The organism is Syntrophomonas erecta subsp. sporosyntropha (assembly GCF_055395365.1).
Window position 1 is genome coordinate 2,238,301 of record NZ_AP042459.1, and the last position, 26,233, is coordinate 2,264,533.

General features: G+C 43.6%; 28 protein-coding genes and 1 riboswitch. Of the genes, 20 read left to right on the forward strand and 8 right to left on the reverse strand.

Annotated elements, in window-relative coordinates:
- The first annotated feature begins 10 nt into the window (after positions 1–10).
- Positions 11–742, forward strand: coding sequence for a SigB/SigF/SigG family RNA polymerase sigma factor (locus ACZ5Q0_RS10960; protein WP_447182534.1), 732 nt, complete (start codon positions 11–13; stop codon positions 740–742).
- Positions 743–871: 129 nt separating this feature from the next.
- Here the strand turns inward: ACZ5Q0_RS10960 and ACZ5Q0_RS10965 are convergent, their stop codons facing one another.
- Together ACZ5Q0_RS10965 and ACZ5Q0_RS10970 are read right to left on the reverse strand one after the other, a co-directional pair.
- Entirely contained in the window at positions 872–1,075 is a 204-nt protein-coding gene (locus ACZ5Q0_RS10965) for a hypothetical protein (protein WP_446817937.1), read from the reverse strand.
- A 126-nt stretch (positions 1,076–1,201) separates the two neighbouring features.
- Entirely contained in the window at positions 1,202–1,456 is a 255-nt protein-coding gene (locus tag ACZ5Q0_RS10970; protein WP_464827144.1) for a hypothetical protein, read from the reverse strand.
- A 56-nt stretch (positions 1,457–1,512) separates the two neighbouring features.
- On the opposite strand from ACZ5Q0_RS10970, the gene ACZ5Q0_RS10975 reads away from it, so the two are divergent.
- The 10 genes from ACZ5Q0_RS10975 (at position 1,513) to ACZ5Q0_RS11020 (ending at position 10,132) form a co-directional block, all read left to right on the forward strand.
- Entirely contained in the window at positions 1,513–1,827 is a 315-nt protein-coding gene (locus ACZ5Q0_RS10975) for a hypothetical protein (protein WP_446817936.1), read from the forward strand.
- 809 nt (positions 1,828–2,636) lie between these two features.
- Positions 2,637–2,831 carry a dodecin family protein gene (locus ACZ5Q0_RS10980; protein WP_446817935.1) on the forward strand — a complete coding sequence of 65 codons (195 nt, stop codon included), beginning with the start codon at positions 2,637–2,639 and terminating at the stop codon, positions 2,829–2,831.
- Between the two features lie 261 nt (positions 2,832–3,092).
- Entirely contained in the window at positions 3,093–3,518 is a 426-nt protein-coding gene (gene spoVAC, locus ACZ5Q0_RS10985) for a stage V sporulation protein AC (protein WP_446820765.1), read from the forward strand.
- A 12-nt stretch (positions 3,519–3,530) separates the two neighbouring features.
- Complete coding sequence (gene spoVAD, locus ACZ5Q0_RS10990) at positions 3,531–4,553, forward strand: stage V sporulation protein AD (RefSeq protein WP_447182535.1); 1,023 nt, start codon at positions 3,531–3,533, stop codon at positions 4,551–4,553.
- Between the two features lie 12 nt (positions 4,554–4,565).
- Positions 4,566–4,925, forward strand: a complete 360-nt coding sequence (gene spoVAE, locus ACZ5Q0_RS10995) for a stage V sporulation protein AE (protein WP_446817933.1) — start codon at positions 4,566–4,568, stop codon at positions 4,923–4,925.
- A gap of 21 nt (positions 4,926–4,946) precedes the next feature.
- The gene (locus ACZ5Q0_RS11000) at positions 4,947–5,531 is read left to right on the forward strand and encodes a stage V sporulation protein AE (RefSeq protein WP_464827145.1); all 585 of its coding nucleotides are present in this window, start codon (positions 4,947–4,949) and stop codon (positions 5,529–5,531) included.
- Positions 5,532–5,580: 49 nt separating this feature from the next.
- Positions 5,581–7,023, forward strand: coding sequence for a spore germination protein (locus tag ACZ5Q0_RS11005; protein WP_446820764.1), 1,443 nt, complete (start codon positions 5,581–5,583; stop codon positions 7,021–7,023).
- 2 nt (positions 7,024–7,025) lie between these two features.
- A complete protein-coding gene (locus tag ACZ5Q0_RS11010; RefSeq protein WP_446817931.1) occupies positions 7,026–8,015 on the forward strand; it encodes an acyl-CoA dehydratase activase-related protein in 990 nt (329 codons plus the stop codon).
- Positions 7,987–9,102, forward strand: coding sequence for a CoA protein activase (locus ACZ5Q0_RS11015; protein ID WP_446817930.1), 1,116 nt, complete (start codon positions 7,987–7,989; stop codon positions 9,100–9,102). Before ACZ5Q0_RS11010 ends, ACZ5Q0_RS11015 begins: the two co-directional genes overlap by 29 nt.
- A 34-nt stretch (positions 9,103–9,136) precedes the next feature.
- The gene (locus ACZ5Q0_RS11020; RefSeq protein WP_446817929.1) at positions 9,137–10,132 is read left to right on the forward strand and encodes an acyl-CoA dehydratase activase; all 996 of its coding nucleotides are present in this window, start codon (positions 9,137–9,139) and stop codon (positions 10,130–10,132) included.
- 72 nt (positions 10,133–10,204) lie between these two features.
- Here the strand turns inward: ACZ5Q0_RS11020 and ACZ5Q0_RS11025 are convergent, their stop codons facing one another.
- From ACZ5Q0_RS11025 to ACZ5Q0_RS11040, 4 genes are read right to left on the reverse strand one after another with little or no spacing between them, the layout of a single operon-like run.
- Positions 10,205–10,927, reverse strand: a complete 723-nt coding sequence (locus ACZ5Q0_RS11025; RefSeq protein ID WP_446817928.1) for an ABC transporter ATP-binding protein — start codon at positions 10,925–10,927, stop codon at positions 10,205–10,207.
- A gap of 11 nt (positions 10,928–10,938) precedes the next feature.
- A complete protein-coding gene (locus ACZ5Q0_RS11030; RefSeq protein WP_447182536.1) occupies positions 10,939–11,925 on the reverse strand; it encodes an ABC transporter substrate-binding protein in 987 nt (328 codons plus the stop codon).
- A 12-nt stretch (positions 11,926–11,937) separates the two neighbouring features.
- On the reverse strand, positions 11,938–12,735 hold the full coding sequence (locus ACZ5Q0_RS11035; RefSeq protein WP_446817925.1) for an ABC transporter permease: 798 nt from the start codon (positions 12,733–12,735) through the stop codon (positions 11,938–11,940).
- On the reverse strand, positions 12,707–12,997 hold the full coding sequence (locus ACZ5Q0_RS11040; RefSeq protein ID WP_446817924.1) for a thiamine-binding protein: 291 nt from the start codon (positions 12,995–12,997) through the stop codon (positions 12,707–12,709). Before ACZ5Q0_RS11040 ends, ACZ5Q0_RS11035 begins: the two co-directional genes overlap by 29 nt.
- A 69-nt stretch (positions 12,998–13,066) precedes the next feature.
- A riboswitch (TPP riboswitch) is annotated at positions 13,067–13,176 on the reverse strand.
- Positions 13,177–13,299: 123 nt separating this feature from the next.
- Between ACZ5Q0_RS11040 and ACZ5Q0_RS11045 the strand changes: the two genes are divergently transcribed.
- The 5 genes from ACZ5Q0_RS11045 to ACZ5Q0_RS11065 all read left to right on the forward strand — a co-directional run bounded on the left by ACZ5Q0_RS11045 (position 13,300) and on the right by ACZ5Q0_RS11065 (position 18,885).
- Entirely contained in the window at positions 13,300–13,974 is a 675-nt protein-coding gene (locus ACZ5Q0_RS11045; RefSeq protein ID WP_446817923.1) for a nitrite/sulfite reductase domain-containing protein, read from the forward strand.
- Positions 13,975–14,094: 120 nt separating this feature from the next.
- The gene (locus ACZ5Q0_RS11050) at positions 14,095–15,456 is read left to right on the forward strand and encodes a TrpB-like pyridoxal phosphate-dependent enzyme (protein ID WP_446817922.1); all 1,362 of its coding nucleotides are present in this window, start codon (positions 14,095–14,097) and stop codon (positions 15,454–15,456) included.
- A gap of 619 nt (positions 15,457–16,075) precedes the next feature.
- Positions 16,076–16,789 carry a tRNA (adenine(22)-N(1))-methyltransferase gene (locus ACZ5Q0_RS11055; protein ID WP_446817921.1) on the forward strand — a complete coding sequence of 238 codons (714 nt, stop codon included), beginning with the start codon at positions 16,076–16,078 and terminating at the stop codon, positions 16,787–16,789.
- Positions 16,773–17,888: a Nif3-like dinuclear metal center hexameric protein gene (locus tag ACZ5Q0_RS11060; RefSeq protein WP_446817920.1), complete on the forward strand. Its 1,116-nt coding sequence runs from the start codon at positions 16,773–16,775 to the stop codon at positions 17,886–17,888. The genes ACZ5Q0_RS11055 and ACZ5Q0_RS11060 overlap by 17 nt, the downstream gene beginning before the upstream one ends.
- Before the next feature lie 673 nt (positions 17,889–18,561).
- Complete coding sequence (locus ACZ5Q0_RS11065) at positions 18,562–18,885, forward strand: HU family DNA-binding protein (RefSeq protein WP_446817919.1); 324 nt, start codon at positions 18,562–18,564, stop codon at positions 18,883–18,885.
- Positions 18,886–18,942: 57 nt separating this feature from the next.
- On the opposite strand, the gene ACZ5Q0_RS11070 is transcribed toward ACZ5Q0_RS11065, so the two are convergent.
- Together ACZ5Q0_RS11070 and ACZ5Q0_RS11075 are read right to left on the reverse strand one after the other, a co-directional pair.
- Positions 18,943–19,278 carry an OB-fold nucleic acid binding domain-containing protein gene (locus tag ACZ5Q0_RS11070; protein ID WP_446817918.1) on the reverse strand — a complete coding sequence of 112 codons (336 nt, stop codon included), beginning with the start codon at positions 19,276–19,278 and terminating at the stop codon, positions 18,943–18,945.
- 135 nt (positions 19,279–19,413) lie between these two features.
- Positions 19,414–21,522 (reverse strand): DNA polymerase III subunit alpha, encoded by a 2,109-nt coding sequence (locus ACZ5Q0_RS11075; RefSeq protein WP_447182892.1) that lies wholly within the window; start codon positions 21,520–21,522, stop codon positions 19,414–19,416.
- 223 nt (positions 21,523–21,745) lie between these two features.
- On the opposite strand from ACZ5Q0_RS11075, the gene ACZ5Q0_RS11080 reads away from it, so the two are divergent.
- From ACZ5Q0_RS11080 to ACZ5Q0_RS11095, 4 genes are all read left to right on the forward strand, one after another.
- Positions 21,746–21,874 (forward strand): hypothetical protein, encoded by a 129-nt coding sequence (locus ACZ5Q0_RS11080; RefSeq protein WP_446817916.1) that lies wholly within the window; start codon positions 21,746–21,748, stop codon positions 21,872–21,874.
- Between the two features lie 298 nt (positions 21,875–22,172).
- A complete protein-coding gene (locus tag ACZ5Q0_RS11085) occupies positions 22,173–23,717 on the forward strand; it encodes a spore germination protein (RefSeq protein ID WP_447182537.1) in 1,545 nt (514 codons plus the stop codon).
- Position 23,718: 1 nt separating this feature from the next.
- The gene (locus tag ACZ5Q0_RS11090) at positions 23,719–24,819 is read left to right on the forward strand and encodes a GerAB/ArcD/ProY family transporter (RefSeq protein ID WP_447182538.1); all 1,101 of its coding nucleotides are present in this window, start codon (positions 23,719–23,721) and stop codon (positions 24,817–24,819) included.
- Positions 24,809–25,918 carry a Ger(x)C family spore germination protein gene (locus ACZ5Q0_RS11095; RefSeq protein WP_447182893.1) on the forward strand — a complete coding sequence of 370 codons (1,110 nt, stop codon included), beginning with the start codon at positions 24,809–24,811 and terminating at the stop codon, positions 25,916–25,918. Before ACZ5Q0_RS11090 ends, ACZ5Q0_RS11095 begins: the two co-directional genes overlap by 11 nt.
- The last annotated feature ends 315 nt before the right edge of the window (positions 25,919–26,233 follow it).

Genomic DNA, 26,233 nt, shown 5'->3' on the forward strand with positions numbered 1-26,233 from the left:
AGGAGATAACATGTCCTCGGAGGACAATTTTCAGGAAAACGAGGATCTCCTTCTTAAAGCTCATCAAGGGGACGACCAGGCCAAGGCGCAAGTATATGAAGCTAATGTAGGATTAATATATATGGTTTTAGAACGCTTTAGGAATACCTCATATGATTATGAGGACCTATTCCAGGTGGGATCCATTGGACTTTTAAAAGCTATAGATAAATTTGATTTTAGTTTTAAGGTAAGATTTTCTACTTATGCAGTGCCTATGATTATAGGCGAGATAAAGAAATTCTTACGTGATGACGGAATGGTTAAAGTACAGCGGTCATATAAAGAATTATATTCCAAAATTCGCTGGGCACAGGATAAACTAAGGGCGGATTTAGGACGTGATCCGAGTATTCAGGAAATTGCAGGCTGTTTAGAAACTGATAAAGAAGATGTAGTTATGGCTATGGAAGCATGTCAGGCTCCAACTTACATGCATGACTTTATTCCTGGTGATGAAAAAGAACAGCTTTCCCTAATTAATCGTCTGGCGGCTGATGAACCGAATATAGCCTTGCTGGAAAAAATGGCTCTGCGTGAGGCTCTGGGAAAGCTGGACCAAAGGGAAAGGGAAGTTATTTTGCGCCGTTTTTTTAAAGATGAAACCCAGGCGGTTATAGCCAACGATCTAGGGGTATCTCAGGTACAAGTATCACGAATTGAAAAAGGAGCTCTTAACAAGCTCAAAATGTTATTGGAATAGCCGGGCTGCCGGGAGCTAAAGGTTGACTGGCTCAGCCTGGGACCCCCGGCAAGTAAGTAGGTGCTACCCGGTCAATACCTTAAAAGGGAAGTTAAAGACATTAAATATAGACTTAATTCCTCCGGTAGGTTAATCATCCAGGGCTAAAATGGCTAACCATGTTTTGGCGTGTCCGTACTCATCTCCGGCGATGCTGAGAATAACTGTTTTAAGAAGATAATCATCTACCATGTTAGCCATAGTAGCATACATAGCCACGGCCCCGATTTCATCAGCAATTGCCTCTCTCACCATTTCCTTAAAATTATTAGTACAATTAGAGCGATAGGTCATAATAGTCACCTCCTATAATTTTGCATGGTTTCGAAACCCAATACACTATATTCTGATTCGGTGGAATATGTTACCTGTGGTAGAATCTAATAGGTTCCGAGTAACAAAATGGCAGATAGGCTAATATCATAATATTGATTCAACTGCCAAACCCTTAGACCAGGCTTTTAATGCATAAATATGTAGAGCAAACGGAATAAAATAGAAACTAGCTGCTTTAGCGGCGACAATGGTAAAATGGCTACCGGCATACAAGTAAGCAATACCTACAGTAAGTACTAATGCTTCCTTTTCCACCAAAATCGCAAATAAGGATAGACATGCCGGGTTTCTGCAAAACAAAGCAGTTAGTATTTTACGGAGAATATTTATGCATTCCAACTAATGCTATATAAATTTTGACAGGGGAATCGTAATATAAATTAGGAGGCGTGATTATGGACCAACAAGCCCTGCTTTCCCTTATTAATACGGCCTTAGCTAATAAAAAAAAGGCCTGCAGTTTGTATGAGCAGTACCAGCAGCATACCAACAACCATCATGTACAGGATATTATCGACAAAATGCTGGGTAGTGAAAAACAGCACCTGGATACGCTAGAGTCTATAGCTAAAAACATGGTGGCCGGCCATGAGAATGATGACGGGCCGGTAAGCGGGAAAACTGCAGGAACTAATCACATTATTGATGAGGCAATTAGTAAATACATCATTGAGGAACTACAGCTAAAGGCTAACCTTAATGGGCAGTAAAAGGGATTATAATACTGCCACATAGCCAGGATAACCAAACCATAAGACTTATACGACGTTAGTTTGCATACATTAATATTCCGGCTCCACGCTCCGCCTGGGAAACACCAACTGCTGGTCTGGCAACTACAGGGGGACCGGGCCGATTCACATCCATGTTCAACGGCCCTCTCGCCACATCCGTGTCGCTCGCCCCCTTCCGCTGCTGCGCCTGCGCAGGGTGTTTCTACCAGGCTACGCTTAACGTCGCTCTCCATATTAATGTATGCAAACAAGTTGATTTATCACTTCCCCCTACACCCCCACACAGCAACATTACCCACGCACCCCCATACAGCGACTTACCCCGCAACTAAGCTAAGGCTAACCTTAATGTGGAGGAAAAGAGGTAAAGGCGATTCCAGAACCGTAATTTATCCCGTTACTAAAGACAATACCCTTAGAACAAAAACCCGTGCCCACCACTAACTAGAGTCCGGGCTTTTCCGGAATATTCAGGTTCGCCTTACCCACGCACCCCCATACAGCGACTTACCCCGCAACTAAGCTAAGGCTAACCTTAATGTGGAGGAAAAGAGGTAAAGGCGAATCCAGAACCGTAATTAACCCCGTTACTTAAGACAATACTCTTAGAACAAAAACCTGCGCCCATCACTAACTAGAGTCCGGGCTTTTCCGGAATATTCAGGTTCGCCTTACCCACGCAACCCCATATAGAGACTTACCCACGCAAATACAATTCACTGCATAAAAAATACCGGTTTTAGTCATCATAAAGAAAGAACAAAACATACTAAGGAGGTTCCAATATGCAAGTGAAAGTTGCCGAATTTGTAGGGGAATCACAAAATGGTTGGCAAGAAGCCATTGAAAATGCTGTTACGGAAGCATCCAGGAGCCTAAAAAACATCACCGGTGTAGAAGTATATAACTGGACGGCTGACTGCAAAGACAACCGGATAATGGAATACAAAGCCAATATAAAAATTGCTTACACGGAATAAGATCTGAATAAAGCAACATAAAGAGGTTATCCAACCGTAGGCACACCTGGCCAAATCCCGGAAGAATATCCCGTAGCACCAAAAAGTGGTACGGGATTTATCATTACTGCAACTATAATGCCGTGGGAAAAACTAAATAAACTCAAGGGACAGCCCTTTATTTTATGGCGCATAAACCACCTGGCAAAAGTTAATAATATTTAATCAAGGAGGCGGTTTTTGGTGGCAGCCAATGTATCCGAACAACTAAAACAAGTTGAAATGCAAGAATATGAAGACATAGTAAACCAGGTAAAGCCGAAACCTGAACTATTAAAAAACTGTATTTGGGCATTTGTAGTAGGTGGACTGATATGCACCCTGGGGCAAATAATACTCAACCTATTTATCGGTGGGGGACTAAGTCAACAAGATGCTGGTTCCGCTACATCGGTAGTACTTATATTTTTAGCGGCTCTATTTACGGGAATTGGCATATACGATGAACTGGGAAAACGGGCCGGAGCAGGATCGATTGTGCCTATAACCGGGTTTGCCAATGCGATTGTGGCTTCAGCTATGGAATTTAAAAGGGAAGGATATATCTTTGGGGTAGGAGCCCGTATTTTTAGCGTCGCCGGACCTACCTTGGTATTTGGTTTTGTAGTAGCAGTTTTAATCGGTCTTATCAAGGTTTTTGTAAGTTAACCATAGGGAGGAATGACAGTGCCGGGACCTAAAGTAAAAGGCCAACAAACTTTAGAATTTGAAAATCCTCCAGTTATAACTGCCTGGGCTTCGCTGGTGGGGCCCAAAGAAGGGCAGGGACCTTGGGGAGCCGATTTTGATCGTGTTTTAGATGATTATATGTTTGAAGAAAAGACCTGGGAAAAAGCCGAAAGTAAAATGTTACGGGAAACTGTAAAAATGGCCTTGCATAAAAACAATTACCAACCCGAAGACGTGGAACTGCTGGTTTGTGGTGATCTGCTAAATCAGATTTCTTCATCTAATTTTGCCGCCCGGGAACTAAGTATTCCTTTTTTAGGTCTTTATGGGGCTTGTTCGACCATGTCCCAATCTTTACTTACTGCGGCAATGATTATTGATGGGGGCTATTTTGCCAGGGTGGTAGCCGGGGTAAGCAGTCACCATTACACGGCGGAAAGGCAGTTTCGTTTTCCGACAGAACAAGGAACCCAACCGAATCCCAGTACCCAGTGGACTGCTACTGCTGCTGGTGCGGTACTCGTAGAAGCTGGTACTATAGTAGGACCTAAAATTACCAGTGCCACCATTGGCAAGGTTATTGACCTGGGACAAAAAGACCCGGCTGATATGGGAAGTGCTATGGCTCCGGCTGCTGCTGATACCATCAAAACTCATTTAAATGATTTAAACCGGCCCCCGGATTATTATGACCTGGTAGTTACTGGGGATTTAGGCCAGGTAGGGTCAACTGTACTCCGCCACCTATTCATACGTGATGGAATAGTTCCCGATCCCAATTATAGTGACTGTGGAGTACTTTTATATAACGATAATCAGGGGGTAGAATCGGGAGGAAGTGGTTGTGGTTGTTGTGCTTCCATGTTATGTGGTCCACTACTTAAGAAAATGAGGGCCGGGGAAATTAATAAGCTACTGGTCGTTGCCACCGGGGCACTGATGAGTCCTACCAGCTCTTTCCAGGGAGAAAGCATTCCGGGAATTGCTCATGCAGTGGCAATCGAAAATGTGTAGGAGGGTAGGCAGATGGGATCATTATGGATGGCTTTTCTGGTGGGGGGAATACTGTGTGTGATTGGACAACTGGTGATGGATCTGACTAAAGCAGAGGTGACTCCAGGACATATTCTGGTTGGTTATATTACCGTCGGGGCAATATTAAGTGGGTTGGGCCTTTATCAACCTTTGGTTAACCTGGCTGGTGCCGGTGCCACTGTTCCCTTATCCGGATTTGGGCATCTACTTACCCAGGGAACTCTCCGGGCAGTGGAGAGCAAGGGATTAATAGGAGCTATCAGCGGCGGGGCTGAAGCGGCTGCGGCGGGCATTACCGCAGCTATAGTCTTTGGGTACCTGGCCGCGGTATTGTTTAATCCCAAGGGGTAATTCCCTTTTATATATATAACGGTGAAAAAAGACCAGCGGGTAAGGGTTATAATCGTGACCGATGGCGACCAGAGTGCTCACCAGGCCATAGAATGTGCGGCCCGGGAACTAAAGCTGTTTACATTAAAGGCTACGGCAGGAAATCCTACCCCCCTAAACGGGCGGGAGGTGTTACAACTTATCCTGCAGGCTCCTTACGAACCAGTTGTTGTTATGGTAGACGATCGGGGAGAAAAGGGGATAGGTCCAGGGGAAAGGGTGATTGAGTATCTGATGCACTGCCCGGAGCAGATTATCGTCCTAGGGGTGGTTGCGGTGGCGTCTGATACCCGGGTAAAGGGTATAAAGGTGGATCGTTCTGTTACAGCTGAAGGTACATTAGTTAAAAAGCGTCCCGTAAATAAAAGTGGCTGTGTGGAACCAGAGGGGCACTACCGTTTAGAAGGGGATACTCTGGAGATACTATACAAGTACCCGGATCTGCTGGTGGTAGGCTGTGGAGATTTAGGTAAAATGAATGGTTTAGATGCCAGTCACCGGGGGGCAGCTATCACAAAACGTTGTTTTCAGGAAATTCTAAAAGGAAGTGAATCGGCCGGTGTTTAAAAAAGGGCCTCACATATATGTAGGTAAAAACTATGAAAAAAATTTGGACATGTTTAAGCAGGAACTAGGTGAGGGAGAAAATTTTGATGTTATTGTAAGAGAAATTAGAACCACCGGTCGTAAAGCAGCTTTAGTCTGCATTGATGGGTTTGTAAAAGATGATATCCTTACCGAGATCATGGAGACTCTAGCCCTGCTGAAAAAAGAAACTTTTGGCTTTTCCACTTTAAAAACTATGTTGGGAAAAGGGCTGCCCTATATAGAACTTGCTACGGAAAATAAAGTTGACGAATTGCTTTATGCGGTTATGTCCGGTTCCATACTTTTAATTGTGGATGGAAGCCCGGAAGTTTTTATAATTGATGCTCGTACTTACCCGGCCCGTAGTCCTGAGGAACCTGATATTGAAAGGGTGGTACGCGGTTCCCGGGATGGTTTTACCGAAACCATAGTATTTAACACGGCACTGGTACGCAGGCGGATTCGGGATCCCAAGTTACGGATTAAATTATTACAGGTAGGGAAAAGATCCAAGACAGATGTTTGTCTGGTATATATTAAGGATATTGCTGATCCTGGGCTGGTCGAAACTATTGAAAAGCGGATTAATAGTATAGATATTGATGCGGTGCCTATGGCAGAAAAGTCAATTGAGGAATTGATTATGCCTGGGGCATGGTGGAATCCTTTTCCCCGAGTTCGTTATACGGAACGGCCTGATGTGGCTGCAGTTCACTTGGTGGAGGGACATGTGCTGGTTATGGTAGATACTTCTCCTAGTGTCATGATTACCCCGGCTACTTATTTCCACCATGTACAACATGCCGAAGAATACCGGCAAAATCCAGCCGTAGGGGTATATATTCGCTGGGTGCGTTTTTTGGCCATTTTGGGTTCTATTATTATCACTCCCCTGTGGCTTCTTTTTGCCCTATCCCCAGAGCTGCTGCCTCCGGAGTTAAAGTTTATTGGACCCAAGGAAGTAGGACAGATTCCCCTCTTACTACAATTTGTAATCGGGGAGTTGGCTCTAGATCTTATGCGCATGGCTGCCATCCATACACCTTCACCCCTGGCTACCGCTTTAGGTGTTATAGCTGCATTACTCATTGGCGATGTAGCAGTTAGAATAGGTCTGCTTATTCCCGAAGTCATTCTGTATACTGCAGTGGTAGCCATAGGCTCGTTTAGTACTCCCAGTTATGAAATGGCTATGGCTAACCGCCTAGTAAGGTTTTTTCTATTACTGGCTACCGGTTTCTTCCGCTTGCCAGGACTGATTGTGGCCCTAATTATAGTGCTACTGGTAGCCGGATTTACCCGGTCTTACCATGTACCTTATTTATGGCCTTTAGTGCCATTTAATTATGAAGCCTTTAAAAGTATTTTGATCCGTTCTCCGGTACCTGTGCAAAACATTCGTCCCCAGATATTAAATCCGCAGGATGATGTTCGCCAACCGTCTCCGGCCTTTAAAAGGAGGAGGTCATGAATATGAAGGTGGGTATTCCCCGGGCATTATTTTATTACTACCATTACCCTTTATGGAAAACGTTTTTTGCTGACCTGGGTGTGCAAGTCATAACATCCCTTCCGACTAATCGAAGTATTATTGACCAGGGTGTGCAAACAGCGGTGGATGAGGCTTGTTTTCCAGTAAAGGTGTACCTGGGACATATTAGGCAACTAATGGCTTATGATCTGGATTATCTTTTTGTTCCTCGTATTGTCAGTATCGAACCAAAAAGCTATATCTGCCCTAAATTTATGGGGATTCCTGATATGGTACGGGCTTTAATTCCTGATTTACCACCGTTAATTGATATAAATGTTGATGTTAGCCGTACTGATAAAATCTTAAAAAAAGATATTTTAAAGGTAGGACGAATTTTTACCCGGGAAACAAAAAAGATTAAACAGGCCTATTGGCACGGTTTACAGGAATATTATTTTTGCCGTACCCTGGCAGCTCAAGGTTTAAGTATGGAGGAGGCTATACGGGTATGGGAGGGGGAACAGATGCCCGTTCAGAATAAATCGGGACTAAAGGTGGGAGTTTTGGGGCATGGTTACTCCCTATATGATCCATTAATTAGTATGAACCTGATTAATGGGCTTCGTCAAATGGGTTGCGAAGTTTATTTACCGGAAAGAATCTCACGCCGGGTGATTGAGCAAGAAGCGGCTCTACTACCTAAACGGGTTTTTTGGTCCCTGGGGCATCGCATGGTGGGCAGTGCTTTGCATATGGCAGGACGGGATGATATTGATGGTATTATCTATTTAGCCTGCTTCGGCTGTGGTCCGGATTCCCTTATAGGTGAAATTATTGAACGTAAAATGAATGGTAAGCCGTTTATGTTGTTAACAGTAGATGAGCATACCGGAGAAGCTGGGATGACAACTCGACTGGAAGCGTTTTGTGATATGTTGACGAGAAGGAGGAACCTTTCCGGTGAAAGTAACCTTTCCGCACATGGGTAATGTTAAGATACCTATTAAATGTTTATTACAAGGATTAAGGCTGGAGGTAGTGATTCCTCCGCCTATTACCCGCCGTACTCTAGAATTGGGAGTCAAACATTCCCCGGAATTTGCCTGTATGCCCTTAAAAATAAATGTGGGTAATTTTATCGAAGCTATGGAACAAGGAGCTGACACTATTATTATGGCGGGAGGATGGGGGCCCTGTCGGTTTGGTTACTATGCACAGGTTCAAAGGGATATATTACGAGACCTAGGCTATAACTTTCGCATGGTTATTCTAGAGGCTCCTGAATTCAGACTTTCTCAGTTACTAGAGCAGGTAAAAACCCTGGGTGAAAATGTTACCTTTTGGGAGGCATGGAAGGCGGCCCGTTTTGCCTGGCATAAACTTAATGCGGTAGACCGGCTGGAAAAGGGCCTGGAATATTATTTACCCCGGGTACAAGATAAATCAAGCGCGGAAAGGATATATAATCAAGGATTAACCTTAATTGAACAGGCTGATTATAAAGCGGAAGTTGACTATCACACCCGGTATACATTGGAACAATTAAAAGGTATGAAAAAGCATAAGGGGCTTATTTTAAAGATTGGTCTGGTTGGGGAAATCTATACCATTTTAGAACCCAGCACTAATTACGATATGATCCGGGAATTAGGACGCTTAAATGTAGAGGTTAAGCGTTCAGTTTATACCAGTGAATGGGTCAATGATCACCTTCTAGGGGGAGTGGTGAAGAAATCCCAGCGGCGGCATATTATAAACTGTGCCCAGCCTTATCTAAATTACTGGGTAGGAGGACATGGACTGGAAACAGTAGGCTATACTGTGGATTTTGCCCGACAGGGTTTTGATGGAGTCATTCAGGTCGGGCCCCTTACCTGTATGCCAGAGATTGTAGCCCAATCAGTGCTGAGCAGGGTTAGCCCCAGTGAGGAAATACCTTGTATGACCCTGTACTTTGATGAACATTCTGGCTCCGCCGGGGTACGTACCCGTTTGGAGGCTTTTGTAGATATGCTATATCGCAGCAAACGAAACAGGAAGCAGAGGGCCGGTCCTTTTGCTTCTTTAAGGGATTAACTGTAAAAATATTATAAGTAGGAGGCAGAAAAGATTGCATTGTTACCTGGGGGCTGATATTGGGTCGGTAAGTAGTAATTTTGTACTGGTAGACCAGGGGAATAACCTGATTGCCAAGGTGTACCTGCGTACTCAGGGTAATCCTATCCAGGCTGTTAAAGAAGGTTATAAACTGATCCGGGAGAAAATTCAATCCAGCCACCTTAAGATTAAAGGGGTTGGTACTACTGGCAGTGGTCGCCTGCTTGCCGCAGTGCTGCTGGGGGCTGATGCCGTAAAAAATGAAATTACTGCCCATGCGGTGGCAGCTTCCTGTCTTTATCCTGAAGTACGTACTATTATTGAAATAGGTGGTCAGGATAGTAAAATTATTATTCTTAATAACGGTATAGTCAATGATTTTGCTATGAACACCGTATGTGCGGCGGGGACCGGTTCTTTCCTTGATCAGCAGGCGGCTCGCCTTAATATCCCTATCGAGGAGTTTGGGGATATAGCTATTAAATCTACCCAGTCGGTGCGTATTGCGGGACGCTGTGGAGTATTTGCGGAATCAGATATGATCCATAAGCAGCAAATGGGGTATCCTACCCCGGATATTCTAATGGGCCTATGTGAAGCCTTGGCTCGCAATTATCTTAATAATGTAGGCAAGGGAAAGAAAATCGAAGCACCGGTAGTATTTCAGGGCGGGGTGGCGGCTAACCGGGGTTTAGCCAAGGCCTTTGAAGAATTAGTAGGTATCAAAGTTAACGTACCCGAACATCATGAAGTCATGGGAGCTATCGGATCTGCTATTCTGGCCCGGGAGGCCCGGGAATATGCGACTGGTCAGTCTAATTTTAAGGGGGATGATTTCATCATCGGGGGGGAATTTATTACTGCCAGTCAGGAGTGTCGTGGCTGTCCTAATTTATGCGAAGTAGTTTGCATACGCCGGGGTAGTGATGTCCTGGCCTACTGGGGGGACCGCTGTAAGAAATGGGAAAATTCATTAAGCGGTAACACTGATAAACTGCAGGTAATTTAAGATCAGTAAAAGGCAGAACAATTAGAATAATACATTTATTCCCTAAAACAAGGCGGAATAAAGGCTGGGTACTTACTGTTCTAATTGCTGAATAATAGAGCTTTTTAAATGCTGGTGTTGGACCGGGCTTAGCTCTTGTGGTGAGAGTTTTATCTCTTGTTTTACCTGAGCCGGGCGTGCCGAGAAAAGATAAATCCGGTCAGCCAGCATAAGTGCCTCTTCTATATCATGGGTGATAAATAGTATAGAGCAGTGGTAACGATTTTGCATCTCTTTAAGCCAGAGGTGCATTTTTCTACGGGTAATGGCATCTAATGATGCAAAGGGTTCATCTAGAAGTAAAATGTCACTGGCAAATAAATAGGTACGCAGTAAAGCGGCTTTTTGTCGCATACCTCCGGAAAGCTGGCGGGGATAATGATGGCTAAATTCCTCTAAGCCAAACTCTGCTAAATATTGAACAGCTGTTTGCCGGGCCTGATTTTTAGCAATCCCTTTTAGCTGAAGGGGAATAGATACATTATCTAATATAGTCCGCGATGGCAGCAACAGATCCTTTTGCTGCATGTAACTGACCCGGCCGGTACGTCCGGTCCAATCAACACCATCAATTTCCACCCGTCCCTGATCAGGCGGCATTAAACCTGACATAATATTAAACAGGGTACTTTTACCACAGCCGCTGGGACCAACAATAACGACAAACTCGTTATTGTTGATCTCCAGTGAAATATGATCCAGGGTATGGACTTTGCCCAGAGTTTTGCTTATATTACAGACTCTTATATGTGCCAAGGTTCCTACTCCTATTCAGGTAAAAATTCATTTGTAAAAGCCTTTTTAGGATCAATATTAGTATCGATTAGTTGGTTAGTATACATAAAATCGGCATATTTCTGCCATACTGGTAACTGCATTGCTCCCCACCGGGCTGCATCAGATTGATACTCATCAGCCAGATACTTCTGACTAGCCCTTACCAGATCTTTGTCCAGCTCTGGTACCCTTTGTAAAAGGATATTAGCAGCTTGTTCCGGATTCTTAATAGCAAACTGGTAGCCTTTAGAGGTGGCCGCCATAAATTTCCGTATTAATTCAGGATTTTCCTTAATTTGTTTTTCGCTGGTAATGATGATGGGGGTATAAAAATCCAGGGCTTCATGTTCATCCCGCAGTTTAATAAAGTTTAGATCTATATTCTTTAATTGGGCTTCGATACCAGTCCAGCCCCAATAAATCCAAGCAAAATCCACATCTGTTTTAATACTGGTAAAAAAATCGGTGGCTCCTACATTAAGCATATTTATTTTAGAAAAATCAGCCTCATTTTTTTCCATTAATGCTTTAAGCATAGCAGTTTCAGCGGGAGAACCCCATCCACCATAGGTTTTACCCTCAAAATCCTTAGGGCTTTGAATATGGCGGTCTACTGGAGAGGCGAAACCGGAAGTATTATGCTGTATTACTGCGGCAATAGCCACAACTGGAATATCCCTGGAACGGGCTACCGTCAGTTCTTCCTGGTAACTGATACCAAAATCCCCCTGACCAGCAGCAATCAATTGTGAAGCTCCACCTTCACTAGGTTGAATTATATCTACATCCAGGCCTTGTTCGGCATAATAACCCTTTTCACTGGCTACATATAGGCCAGTATGATTAGTATTGGGTACCCAGTCGAGAATTACCGTTACCTTTTGTAAGTCCGATGATGGGGGATTGTTGTTCTGGCTACAGCCTATCAGGCCAAAAGCCAGTAGTAAAACGGAGAAAAGGGTGATGAATTTTTTCATTGTCGATACCTCCTAAAGTAATCCGGATTCGTTTTCGGTAGAAGATACGGATTTTCGGTTCCAGGGTATTAAAAGAAATTCGAGCAGGTCTACGATTTTAACTAGTATAAGGCTTAAAAGACAAATTATCACTACTGCGGCCAGAACTTCATCTATGGCAAAGCTCTTCTGTTTCATGGTCATGAAGTATCCCAGACCACGCTGGGCCCCTACCCACTCACTAATTACTGCTGCCATAATACTATAGGTAGTTGAAATCCTTACCCCGGAGAAAAAGGAGGGTATAGCAGCAGGCAGCTTTACCATACGAAAAGTAGCTGCCGGTGTAGCCCCCATGGATCGAAATAAACTTAATAAATCAGGGTCTACTGAATTAAGACCATTAAGCAGGCTAAGGACTACCGGGAAAAAACAAACTAAAACTACTAGCAAAACTTTGGGGAGCATACTCCAGCCAAACCACAACGGCAAAAGTACTGCCAGTACCACCAGGGGAATGGTCTGGGAGATGATAAGTAAAGGGTAGACGGCCTCATTTAGCCAGCGGACATTATGGAGCAGAAATGCCATTAGAAATGCGACCACAATAGACAGAAAAAGCCCCAGCAGAGCTTCCAGTAGAGTGGTGGAGGTGTGGTAGTATAATAAATCCCCGATACGGGATATGGCCTTTATCACCTGAAGAGGGGAGGGCAAAATATAAGGCGGTATTTCCTGCCACCGTACTACTGCTTCCCAAAAAACTAACAGAGCCAGTATAGCAGCTCCAGGAGCCAGGTTTTTAGCAGCGGTATTTGTCAATTTTTTCATCGATAGTCACTCCGTCTGGACTATAGTCAATTTTTACAACGGAAATAACCCGGCTGGCACCAGCATCAACACAAACCTGCTGGGCTTTTTTTACCAGATCTAACATAGGTTCTAATTCGCCTTCAATGGTAGTTTCCATAGGGCCAACTACATATTTTAAGCCGGAGTTATGGATCAAATTAATTACCTGGTCCACCACTTCATAAATCTGATCTCCGGCTACGACTGGTAAAACCTGCAGACTAAGGTTTACCTTGGACATTTGATAACCCCCTTTCATGCTAAAATAATTAAAACAAAACGACTGCCTACCTGCTAAGGTAGTGCAGTCGTAAGAAAAACCATATTTTCCCTACGCTGGCATTACCCAGATCAGGTTAATGGGTCAGGACCTCCTGGTCCACTCTCAGCCGGCTTCATCCAGCTCCCCTTTGATTACATTATAGCATATCAAAATATTAATAGATTAATATTGAATCACTAAGGTTAAATGTTTATATCTGTCATGCTTTTTCCCTTCGGTGTCCATACTATAAAAAACAAGGCAGTTTAAGGAGGAAGTAGATGGGCAAAATGGATCTATTGGAGAAAGGTGCTGTTTTACAGAGGGACAAAGAAACTTATGCGGTGGTTCCTCATATGCCCGGGGGATTAGTGACCCCTGATGTTTTGCGGCGTATGGCCGACGTAGCAGAAAGATACCAGGCTCAAGCTATAAAATGCACATCTGCCCAACGAATTGCCCTGGTAGGATTTCCGGAAGAAAAGCTGGATGATATCTGGCGGGATTTGGATATGAAGCCTAGTGCAGCTATTGGCCTGTGTGTACGAAGCATTAAATTTTGTCCGGGCACTACTTTTTGTAAAAGAGGACAGCAAGATTCAGTCAGCTTAGGGCTGAAGCTGGATGAGCGCTATCATGGGATGAATCTACCGGGTAAATTTAAGATAGGAGTCAGTGGTTGTGCCAACTCCTGTGGGGAAAATCACTTTCGTGATATTGGGGTAATGGGATTACCCCGGGGATTTCGCTTAATGGTAGGGGGCAACGGAGGAGTCAAACCGCGTATTGCAGTTACCTTGTACGATAAATTAGAGGAAGAACAGGTATTACAAAATGCCGACCGGATAATCAAAGTTTATGCTGCTAATGCCAAAAAGAATGAGAGACTAGGCCGGTATATCGAGCGAGTCGGATGGGAAGAATTCAAAAAACAGGTTGAAATTTTAGAGGAATAACAGTTCGTAAGAATGGGTATAACAGTAGAAATAACCCCTTGTTCCCCGGTGGAGCCTATGTTAAACTAAAGCCATATTTAGAAGTTTTAAACTAAATAGATGAGAGGAGAGAAAGTTGAGATGAGTAGAGAAGAGCTTACCAAGATTATCCTGCCCGAAGATAAGGTGCCCAGGTTCTGGTATAATGTTCAGGCTGATATGCCTAACCCTATGGAACCGGGTCTAAATCCCCAGACACACCAACCCCTGACCCCCTCTGATCTGGAACCTATTTTTGCCCGGGAATTAATCGCCCAGGAAGTTTCTACGGAAAGGTATATTGAGATTCCTAAAGAGGTCAGGGAGTTATACAAACAGTACCGTTCTACTCCGTTATTCCGGGCTCGGGCTTTGGAAAAGGCCCTGGATACTACCTGTCATATTTATTATAAATATGAAGGAGTTAGTCCGGTGGGCAGTCACAAGTTAAATTCAGCCTTACCCCAGGTTTATTTTAACAAATTACAGGGAATTAAACGGATTACTACTGAAACTGGTGCGGGTCAATGGGGAACAGCGCTTTCGCTAGCCTGCCGGCAGTTTGATGTAGAAGCCATGATATACATGGTACGGGTCAGTTATACCCAAAAACCATACCGGCGCTCGATTATGGAGCTTTATGGGGGAAAATGTGTTCCCAGTCCTAGTAATTTGACGGAAAGCGGGAGACGGGAGCAGGAAAAGAATCCGGATACCCCGGGAACTCTAGCTATGGCCATTAGTGAAGCGGTGGAAGATGCTCTAAGCCGGGAGGATACTAATTATTCTCTGGGAAGTGTTTTAAACCATGTCTGTTTACACCAAACGGTTATCGGACAGGAAGCGCGCTTACAATTGGAAATGGCGGATGATTACCCGGATGTGGTGATTGGTTGTTGCGGGGGCGGAAGTAATTTTGCAGGGATAGCTTTTCCTTTTATTCCGGATAAGATAAAAGGAAAGAATATACGCCTGCTGGCAGTAGAACCAACTGCTTGTCCAACCCTTACCAAGGGTGTTTATGCCTATGATTTTGGTGATGTAATCGGTCTGGTGCCTTTATTAAAAATGTATACCCTGGGACACGATTTTACGCCTTCCGGTATTCATGCGGGCGGATTGCGTTACCATGGGGAGTCCCCCTTAGTAAGCCGCCTATATCATGATGGGTTGATCGAGGCAGTGGCGGTGAAACAAAATGCTACTTTTGCAGCAGCTATGCTGTTTGCCCAGACTGAAAGCATTGTGCCGGCTCCTGAATCTGCTCACGCTATACGGGCAGCTATTGATGAGGCCTTAAAAGCCAAAGAAGAAGGGATAAAAAAGACTATCCTGTTTAACCTTAGTGGACATGGTCACTTGGATTTGTTTTCTTATGACCGTTATTTATCAGGGGAAACAGAAGATATTGAGTTTTCCGAGGCAGAGTTGCAGGAAAGCCTGAAAAATCTTCCTATTGTATAATATATATTATTTAAGATATGTAATAGCAAACCCGGAGATTAGTATAAACTCCGGGTTTTATTTTCCTCTTTTCTTGCACATTAAGGTTAGCCTTAGCCTAGTTGCTGTGTAAGTCTCTATATGGGGTTGCGTGGTTAAGGCGAACCTGAATATTCCGGAAAAGCCCGGACTCTAGGTTGTGGTGGGCACGGGTTTTTGTTCTAAGGGTATTGCCTTAAGTAATGGGGTTAATTACGGTTCTGGAATCGCCTTTATCTCTTTTCCTCCACATTAAGGTTAGCCTTAGCCTAGTTGCTGGGTAAGTCTCTATATGGGGTTGCGTGGTTAAGGCGAACCTGAATATTCCGGAAAAGCCCGGACTCTAGGTTGTGGTGGGCGCAGGTTTTTGTTTTAAGGGTATTGCCTTAAGTAACAGGGTTAATTACGGTTCTGGAATCGCCTTTATCTCTTTTCCTCCACATTAAGGTTAGCCTTAGCTAGTTGCTGGATAGGTCGCTGTATGGGGTTGCGTGGGTAAGGCGAACCTGAATATTCCGGAAAAGCCCGGACTGGAAGGAATAGAAATAGAGACGGATTTGCCAGTTTGGTTATAGGCAGGTATGATTGGAAGAGGGAAGAAATGCCGAAAAATGGGGTGTTTAAGGTGAAACGGTTGGAAGCTGTGGCTAGTCTGGTGCTTCCTGGTGAACCGGCAGCTGATATAGGTGCCGACCATCTGCAGTTATCTCTTTACCTGATAGAGAAAGGGATATGTCCCTGGGTTATTGTTTCTGAACTGGGCGAGGGGCCCTTTGGTAGGGCTCAAAAGATACTGGAAAACAGTACTTGCCAGGAGCAAATAGAATTAAGGCAGGGGGATGGAATGGCTGTATTAGATGTGGGGGAAGTACATACCGTCGTTATTGCCGGTATGGGTGGGGATACTATCTGTGGTATCTTAGAACGGGATTGGGATAAGGCGGGCAGCTTTAAACGTCTGGTTTTTCAACCGATGTCCCGGGCCTGGATGTTGCGCAGGGTACTGGCCAGCCAAGGGTGGATTATTACTGATGAGTTATTGGTGAATGAACACCAGCGCTTTTTTGTCCTTATGGCTGCTCATCCTGGGGGAGAGCCTTATTACTTAACCCCGTTAGAGGAAGATGTAGGGCCGGTTTTGATGAGGTCCCAAAATCCCTTGTTATATGATTATTTAAAAAGCTGGCGGGATAAATACCGGGCTATCTGTAATAATCTGATCTGCTCCCAGGGAACCGCCGAAAAACAACGTTTGTATGTTTATCAAGAGAAAATGCAGGAACTGGAGGTGTTGATTAGTGCAGGTCAGGGTTAAGGATTTAATTACTATTATGAATAAGCATTTTCCACCCTGCTTAGCGGAGAACTGGGATAATGTAGGGTTACAGGTGGGTTCCTATGAACAAAAGGTGGACAAGGTACTGGTGGCTTTGGAAGTGGACCGGGAAGTGGCTGAGAGAGCCATAGCCGAGGGGATGGACCTCATTATTACTCACCATCCTCTTATTTTTAAACCGCTAAAATGTATCGTTGATAATTCTTTTCCTGGTGATGTAATCCAGAAACTGATAAAAGCAAATATAAGTGTTTTTAGTGCCCATACTAATTTGGATGCGGCTCCCTATGGACTTAGTCAACTCCTGGCAGAATATTTTGCCTTAAGGAATATAGAACCACTGGATAAGGGGAGTTCGGAGGAGTTGTTCAAGCTGGTGGTTTTTGTTCCAACTACCCACTTAGAAATGGTTAGAGCGGCAGTTAATAAAGCTGGAGCCGGATATATAGGTAATTATTCGGATTGTAGTTTTCGTATGGCTGGGGTAGGAACTTTTTGCCCTCGGGAGGGAACCCACCCGTTTATTGGTAAACAGGGAGTTGTCGAAGAGGTGGATGAATATCGACTGGAAACCATTGTTTATCAAAGTGATCTTAGCAAGGTGATCAGGGCTATGGAAGCGGTTCATCCTTATGAAGAGGTAGCCTACGATATATATCCATTAGCCAATCAGGGTAGGGTTTTCAGCTTGGGACGGCTAGGCCGCTTGGAAAAGGAAATTAGGGTTAAGGATTATGCTGATCTAGTTAAAGAAAAGCTGGGAGTTAATAACTTGCGCCTAGTTGGTGATCCGCAACAGCTGGTTAAAAAAGTGGCAGTAGTCAGTGGTGCGGGGGCTAGTTTTATTAAAAGGGCGGCTTTTCGAGGGGCGGATCTTCTTATTACCGGGGATGTTAAATACCACGAAGCCCGGGAGGCTCTGGAGCTGGGTTTATGCGTGCTTGATATTGGGCACCAGGCCAGTGAGGAGATGGTGGTTCCCTATCTGGCTAAATTACTGGATGATGAATGTAGTCAAATAGGAGGGAAGATTTCGGTGAAAACCCAATTTTTACGACCGGGTTTTACCGATATTTAAGCAGTTAGCCTATCTAAAAGGGATGGTATACATTACCATATATTGATTTATAATGGTTATTTCACTACAGTTTAGTTAATCTCTTAACATAAATCCGAATTTAAAGGGTTTTTTAAGAGGAACCGGTGTAACTTGTGTAGAATAGAGCAGAATAAGACCGTAAAAGAGATAAAAAGATAAGCCTTAAGATGGTGCTGTTATCTATGTTCGAAGCTATTCTATTAAATGTTCTTCTTATACTCTGGTAGAGATTTTATGGAAAAATCGTGGGGATGTTTGCGTCCTGGTATAGTTGAGGTTTTCTGTGATTGAATTACTAGTTCTATTTTGGCAATGAAATCTTGCTATCTAATAATTAAAAAGGTATGGTAGTCTATGTCAATCCGTTTCAGCCTACTAGACCTATTAATATAGGCGATTGACCGGAGTACCATTATTTCAGGAGGTGGTTGGTTGAGTTAAAATTAGGATTTTGTTACTTTTTTTGCAAAATGCCGTAAAATAGGGGTTTAGATGCATAAAACATGTTGTGAAATGAAAAAATGAAAACAGAACTGAAAAAAAGCATTTTTTTTTAAAAAACCCCCAAAAAATTAAATCAATTAGCAGGATTTGCCGTTTTTTTGGGGAATGTTAATATGGTTAATCATTACGTAAAAGGGAGGACTATGTCGTGAACAAATCGGAACTTGTGAAGTCTCTAGCGGAAAAAGCGGAAATTACCCAGAAAGATGCTGCTAAAGCACTGGATGCCATGGTTGAGACTATTCAGCAGGCGCTGGCTAAAGGTGATAAGGTTCAAATCATTGGCTTCGGTAGCTTTGAGGTTCGTGATCGCAAGGAAAGGAAAGTTATTAGCCCGGCAACCGGTGAAGAAATTAAAGTTCCTGCCACTAAAGTTCCTGCATTTAAACCCGGCAAATCCCTTAAAGAAGCGATTGCAGTTAAGGCCGCTCCTAAAGCTGCCAGCAAAAAAAGAACCAGCAAAAAGAAATAAATATAGAGAGATAAAGTTGGTTTAAAAGGGGGTATACACAAACAGTGTACCCCTTTTCTAGTTAGTAGTTTTTAAAAAAGTAAGGTTACCGGCAATTATACTTATTCCGTTGCCACGTTTCTGAATTCTGCCCTTAACCAAGAGGGGAGCGATTTGTTCTCCGAAGATGATGTTTCCACAGCGCTGGTATACATTTTCGAATACAGTAACCTCAATAAGGCCAAATTCGTCTTCCAGGGAAAGAAAAACGGTAACTTTGCCACTGCGGGTAGGAGGACGATGGGGTCTTAACAATAACCCGCTAACCAATACATTTCTACCATCTTCTATAAAGCGCAAATCTTTAGAAGATTTAATGCCTTTCTTACTAAGGAAGGGACGTAGTGATGCCATGTAGTGTAGATCAGTATCCAGGCCTAAAATATTACGTTCCCAAAATCGTTTCTGTGTCTTATCAAAATCAGGTACATTTACAGCTAGTTTTTCTACTGTAAAAAGGGATTCCTGTCTGGTAAATTCATCTTTTTTTTAATCTAGCCATATTGGTAGTTGCCGTAGTAGCATCCTGCGGTTTGGGTATAAGCTATCCAATGCCCCACACTTGATTAATTTTTCTAATTCATCCTGTTTTATTGAAACCCGGTTTATAAAATCAAAGCCCGAGGTGAAAAATCCTTGCTGCAGGACGGTGATTATAGATTGCAGGGATGAGGCACTGATTCCTTTTACCTGTTTGAGCCCTATGCGTATGCATCCCGGGGGATTAACCTGGTAATCGATTTCACTGTAATTGACATCTACCGGAAGTAGCTTCACGCCCCGTTGGCGGGCTTCTGTACAAAGTACTCGGGCGGGATAGTAACCCAGGGGTTGGTTATTGAGCAGAGCCGTATAGTATTCAGCCGGGTAATGCTGTAGCAAGTAGGCGGTTTTATAACTAGTAGCAGCAAAAGCGGCGGCATGAGCCTCACAAAAGCCATAACTAGCATAGCCGGCTATACTGGCGAAAATCTGGTGGGCAATTTTTTTTGGTATACCATTCTCAATAGCTTTCTTAACAAAATACCGGCCTATATCATCCATAACTTGCTGAGAACGGGCATGAGTCATAACCCGGCGTAATTGATCAGCCTCTCCCGGGGTAAACCCTGCTATGCTGGTGGCTATTTCTATCACCTGTTCCTGAAAAAGGATTACCCCATAAGTCTTACCTAGAATCGGTTCTAGCTTAGGGTGCAGGTAAGTAATCTCTTCTTTACCATCATGTCTTCTTATATAGGGATCAACCATATTACCCTTTATAGGACCGGGACGAATAAGTGCTAAACTGGCAATAACATCTTCTATACTTTTAGAATTTAAACGGGTTTGCAGGGCACGTTGGGCCGGGCTTTCTAACTGAAAAACTCCGATGGTTTCACCCTGAGAAATCATTTTATAGGTATTATGATCATCCAAAGGGATACTATCATAGTCAAAGCTGGGGTTTGTATCGGCGATATAATGGCCGGCATCGCTGATAGCCGACAAGGTGCGTAATGAGAGCAGATCCAGTTTTACCAGTCCCAATTCTTCCACATCGTCTTTATCAAACTGGGTAATTACTGTTCCCGAAGCGGAATACTGCAGGGGAGTCAGGTCAGATAGGGGGCCATCGCTGATTACTATTCCCCCCAGGTGTGTACCCAAAAAACGAGGAAAACCAGCTATTTTTTCACAGACATCCAGCAACAACTGAAAGCGTGATTCTTTAAGGGGACTTTCCCTTAATTCGGGAAGGTGTTGCAGTGCTTTACGAATGTTATCCGCATAGGTAAAGGGGATGGTTTTAGTAATGGTATCTAATTCCTGGGGGTTAAAACCTAGAACCTTACCTATATCACGAATAGCGGAGCGAGCCATAAAGGTATGGTAAGTAGCTACCCGGGCTACCCGATCAGCTCCATAGGTGTGGTAAATATATTCAATCACCTGGTGGCGATGATGGGCCTCGAAATCAATATCTATGTCAGGCAGCTGTGATCTTTCCGGCCTCATAAAACGTTCGAATAAAAGTCCCCGTTCCAGGGCATCTACTTCACAGATAAAAAGACAATAGGAAACCAGAGAATCAGCTGCTGATCCTCTGCCAGCATAACGTATGCCCTGAGAGCGGGCAAAGCGTACCAGATCCCATACTACCAGAAAATAATCTGCATACCCCATCTGTTCTATCACCTGTAGTTCATGTTCCAGGCGTTGCTGTACCTGGTTAGTTATTCGACCGTAGCGCTGTTGGGCCCCTTCCTGAACTAGATGACGTAGAAAAACAGTGGCATTACCCCCAGGTATATGCCGGTAGCGGGGAAAATGTCGGGAATGTTGTTTATAAACTGGTTCACATTCCCGGGCAATCCGTAAAGTATTTTCGACGGCCCGGGGATAAAAGGTGAATAAATGATGGATTTGCCGGGCCGATTTAAGGTGATTTTCTCCATTAAAAGGGCGGTGGGGATGGATGGACTGTACTGTAATTCCCGAGCGGATACAGGTAAGAAGATCATGGATAAAAAAATCAGCGTGATCAACATAATGGGTATTATTAGTAGCTACCGGCTCAATGCCTACTGTATCAGCTAATTTGCAGCAGGCCCTGATTTAGATAATGGTTACCGGGGATCAGGTTATCCTGCAACTCCAGAAAAAAGTTATCTTTGCCCAAAGGCTGCTTGTTTCCCGCCTCAGGTTACTCCATGGGCTACCGCTTTCTACTTCCAGGATTATTTCCTGACACCCTAGGTAATGTTGGTCCAGGATTTGTACCAATTTTTGACTAGCTTCCTGTAGAGCTTTTTCCAGTTGTAAATGATTATCGTTGTAAATGATTATCCGTAGGGATATCACTGAAAACCGGATAGATAATCTGGTGGGGGGGATAGCAGCCTATAACCGGGGAAAGATCTATACCATGGCGGAGATGGTAAAGCTGATCAGTCCCGTTCCCCAATAGTTTAATTAATTTTTGGGAGGACAGGCTACCTATATCCTGCATGGTAGTTATACCCATCTGGGATAGCCTTTTGACCTTGGAGGGGTTGAGTCCAGGCATTTTTTTATATCTATTCCGTTTATTGAACTTAAATCAAAAAAAACAATCTGCCACATCTTTGATCACCGAACACTTGTTCCAATAAAGCCATGTTACACCGGAACACATGTTTTGGTCAAGGGGTAAAAAATACTAAAGAGGTGGATATCAGTTGAATATTTAGGAAAAGCTATAAGGAAATTACCGTAGGAGATAAAAAATGGCTTCATTTATCAATCGCTTGCTGGGTAGAAATAAAGCTGCTGCCGGAAAAGGGATGAAATCAGAGGGAGAAAAGATAGGGATAGATTGGGCCGATAAACAAAAGATTTTACATCCCTATATTCAAAAAAACAATGACATGGTCTACCGGGTTTTTCGGCTAAAAGGTGATCAGCAGCGGCAAGCAGCCGTAGTTTACCTGGAAGGCAGAGTCGATACCCAGATAATTGATGAGGATTTACTAAAACCCTTAATGCAGGAGGAGGATAATACCCGGCCAAGAACTTACGATATCCTGGTGGACCAAATCGGGGCAGGTTCGGTAGCTATCTCCCGGATAAAAAAAGTGTTCTACGCTTCAGAAATGATCCAGGCCATTTTTGATGGCTATGTGGTACTCATTTTTGAGGGTGTTAGTGAGGCGCTGGTGATGGATATCGGCGGGGGGAAGAGACGTAGTTTAGAAGAACCACCTACAGAGCGCACTTTGCGCGGTTCACGGGAAGGATTTATTGAGGATCTGACCGTCAATATTGCCCTGATACGGCAGCGGTTGCGCGATCCTAATCTAGTGGTAGAAAAAATGATAGTGGGAAAACGCACGCGAACTGAGGTGGCCTTACTCTATATTGAGGATATTGCCGATCCTGAAATAGTTAATAATACCCGTTCTAAAATTAAAAAGATAAATATTGATGGTATTGGGGCGATAGGGTATATTGAGCAATTCATCTCTGATAATCATCTTTCACCTTTTCCTCAGTTCAAGCCCAGTGAGCGCCCCGATAAGGTAACTATGGAACTACTAGAGGGACGGGTAGTGATTATGGCTAATGGTACTCCTACCGCACTTATGGTTCCCAGCCTGTTCGTGAGCTTTTTACAGGCCTCTGAGGATTACTATGATCGTCCGGTGGTAGCCTCTTTTAACCGTATTTTTCGCTATTTGGCTTTTGCTTTAGCTATATCGTTACCTCCACTTTACATATCCCTGTTAAGTTTTCAGCCGGAATTAGTACCAGTACAGTTATTCGTCATACTAGCTCAGGCTCGCCAGCAGGTTCCCTTTCCGATTATTGTGGAGGTATTAATACAGGAAATTATTATTCAACTGGTCATAGAAACCGGTCTACGTATGCCTGCTGCGGTTGGTCAGACCGTGGGGGTGGTGGCCGGAATTGTATTGGGGCAGGCGGCTATTTCTGCTAAATTGGCTAGCCCGGGAATCATTATCATCGTAGCTGTTACTACTATTGCTACTTTTGCTTTACCTAACTACACTATGGTTTTAGCTACCCGTGTAATAAGGATGATGTTTATTTTAGCAACGGCCACCATGGGATTATTCGGTTTTTCGGTGGGGTGGTTTATCCTGATTATTCATCTTATAGGTTTAGAAAGCATGGGGGTACCTTATTTTGCACCTTTTGCCCCTACCCGGTATGGGGATTTAAAGGATTCAGTTGTTAAAGGGTTTATATGGCATGGTAAATACCGGCCTCAATCTGTTCCCCAGTTAGATCGACAAAGGCAGGGGAAATAGGATGGATAGGACCCGTTTTGAGTTTACCAGTAAACAGCTTATATTTTTTATAGTCGGATCACAGGTAGCCGGCGGTATCTTTAGCTTACCCCGTTTAGCAGCGGCGGAAGCGGGACATAATGCCTGGATAGCAGTCATAGCTGGAGTAATTCCATCACTGTTGTCAATTTTTATAATTTGTAGTTTATTTAAACGTTGGCCTGATCCTGATTTTGTTAATTTGAACCATAGGCTGTTTGGAAAAATTATAGGTAGTGGACTAGTTATTATATTCGTTCTCTATATTATTCTCTTTGAATCGATTGCTTTACGCATTTTTTCAGAAATAACCTCCATATTTATGTTACCTACTACCCCTATGTGGTTTGTTGTCCTGGTGGTTACCTTATCTGTACTATATGCCATGAGTAAAGGAGGAAAAGTGGTAGCCCGCCTGAATGAGTTTTTATTTTATATACTTCTGTTGTCCCTGCTGGTAGTAATAGTTCCTGCTTTTAGTGGAGATTATCTTAATTTATTACCCCTACAGGAAATAACCCCGAGTGGAGTTTTTCAGGGAGCTATAAAAAGTTCCTTTGCTTTTGCAGGAATTGAGGTACTACTGGTTGTTTATGCCCTGGTTCCCAGACGGGGAGAGATATTAAAAGCGGCTTTGATTGGACAGTCTTTTGTAGTATTTTTCTACGTAATGGTAACTATTATTTCCCTGGCGGTATTTGGACTGGATTTTATAGATGAAATTGTCTGGCCGGTATTGGCCTTGCTAAAGGTTACCGAAATACCAATTTTGCAACGGTTAGAATTTTTCTTTTTGATTTTGTGGATAGCCCTGGGGGTGCGTCCGGCTTTAAACTTGGGATTTGCTGCTGCTTATGCTTCGACCCGCTTATTTAACCTGGATTTTAACCGCTTTTATGGTTGGGTAGTCCTTTTACTGGGATTGTTGATATATATAGGTGCCTTGCAGCCGGGCAGTCTTCTGGAAGCTTTTCAATGGGCAGATTATGCGGGAACTGCCTTTTTGGTGGTAGCTTTAGGGTATCCATTACTTTATTACCTGACAACACTCCTTAAAGGGGGGATTACCAGTGATGATTCGTAAGGCTTTCTTACCGGTCCTTATTTTAGGCAGTATGTTGTTATCAGGCTGCTGGGATGCCACGGATGTAGAAGAGCTTTCTGTGCCCCTGGTATCCGGGTACGATACTGCTGAACATTTGCCTGATGCTCGGGTTACTACTACGGGTATATTTGTCCCGATAAGCAGTAAGGAGGAAACCGTCGAGATAGTAGAAGCCCAGACAATTGGTGCTACCCGGGGAAGCCGGGTCTTCAGCTCTCCTAAGACCTTCACTATTGTTCAATTACAGGCAGCACTTTATGGAAAGGAGATAGCTCTTCAGGGTATAGATAAATATATTGATATATTAATAAGATCACCCTTTGTAAAAAACAGCCTATTTATAGCAGTGGTAGATGGGCGGGCTGACCAGCTTATGTATCGCTATAATCAACGGGAGAAAAGCCAGGGTAGTTTTAAGATTGTCGACCTTTTAAAAATAGCCCCCCAAAATGGCTTTATACCTAAAACTACCCTGCATAAATATATTGTTTGTGCTCGTAGTCGGGGAAAAACGGCAGTAGCACCAATATTAGCTCTTAACGCCAATGATAAATTAAAAATTGTTGGAAGCGTAGTTTTTAAGGAAGATAAAATGATCGCTCAATTTGATCAAAGGGAAACTCGCTTAATGATGTTATTAAGAGGGGAAAAATCCCAAGGGTATATCCCTTTTCGGATAGTGGGGAGGGATATGAAGGGGCAAGGAACGGTTTTTGTGGCTAATAGCCGTCAGGTTGATGTACAACGTTCCGGCAACCGATTTGATTTTTATATTACGGTCAAATTACGAGGGCGGTTAGTTGAATATAATGGTACTAAGGCAGATTCTTCCATAGACAAAGACTATTTTCTTAGCCAGGTAGAAGAAACCCTGGCTCGTGACCTGGAGAAGCAAATGGAAAATTTTATCCAGCTTATGCAGGAAGAGGTTGGTGTAGACTGTATAAATATTTCCCCCTATGCGCTGGCTAAGTGGCGCAGTGAGTTGACTGAGCAGGTAGATAAAGGCTTTATAAATCGGGTTAATGTATTTGTGGATGTTAAGGTTGAGTTGCAGAATGTAGGCGAAATTTCTTAGGATTGTTGAATCTGCTGTATGGGGTTGCGTGGGTAAGGCGAACCTGAATATTCCGGAAAAGCCCGGACTTTAGGTTGTGGTGGGCACCTGGTTTTTGTTCAAAGGGTATTGCCTTGAGTAACGGGATAAATTACGGTTCTGGAATCGCCTTTACCTCTTTTCCTCCACATTAAGGTTAGCCTTAGCTTGGTTGTGGGGTAATGTTGTTGTGTGGGGGTGAGGGGTAAGTGATAAATCAGCTTGTTTGCAATTAGGAATTGAACATTGTAAAGCAAGCCGAGGAAATGAGGATATGGTGGCGTACCAACCGGCTGG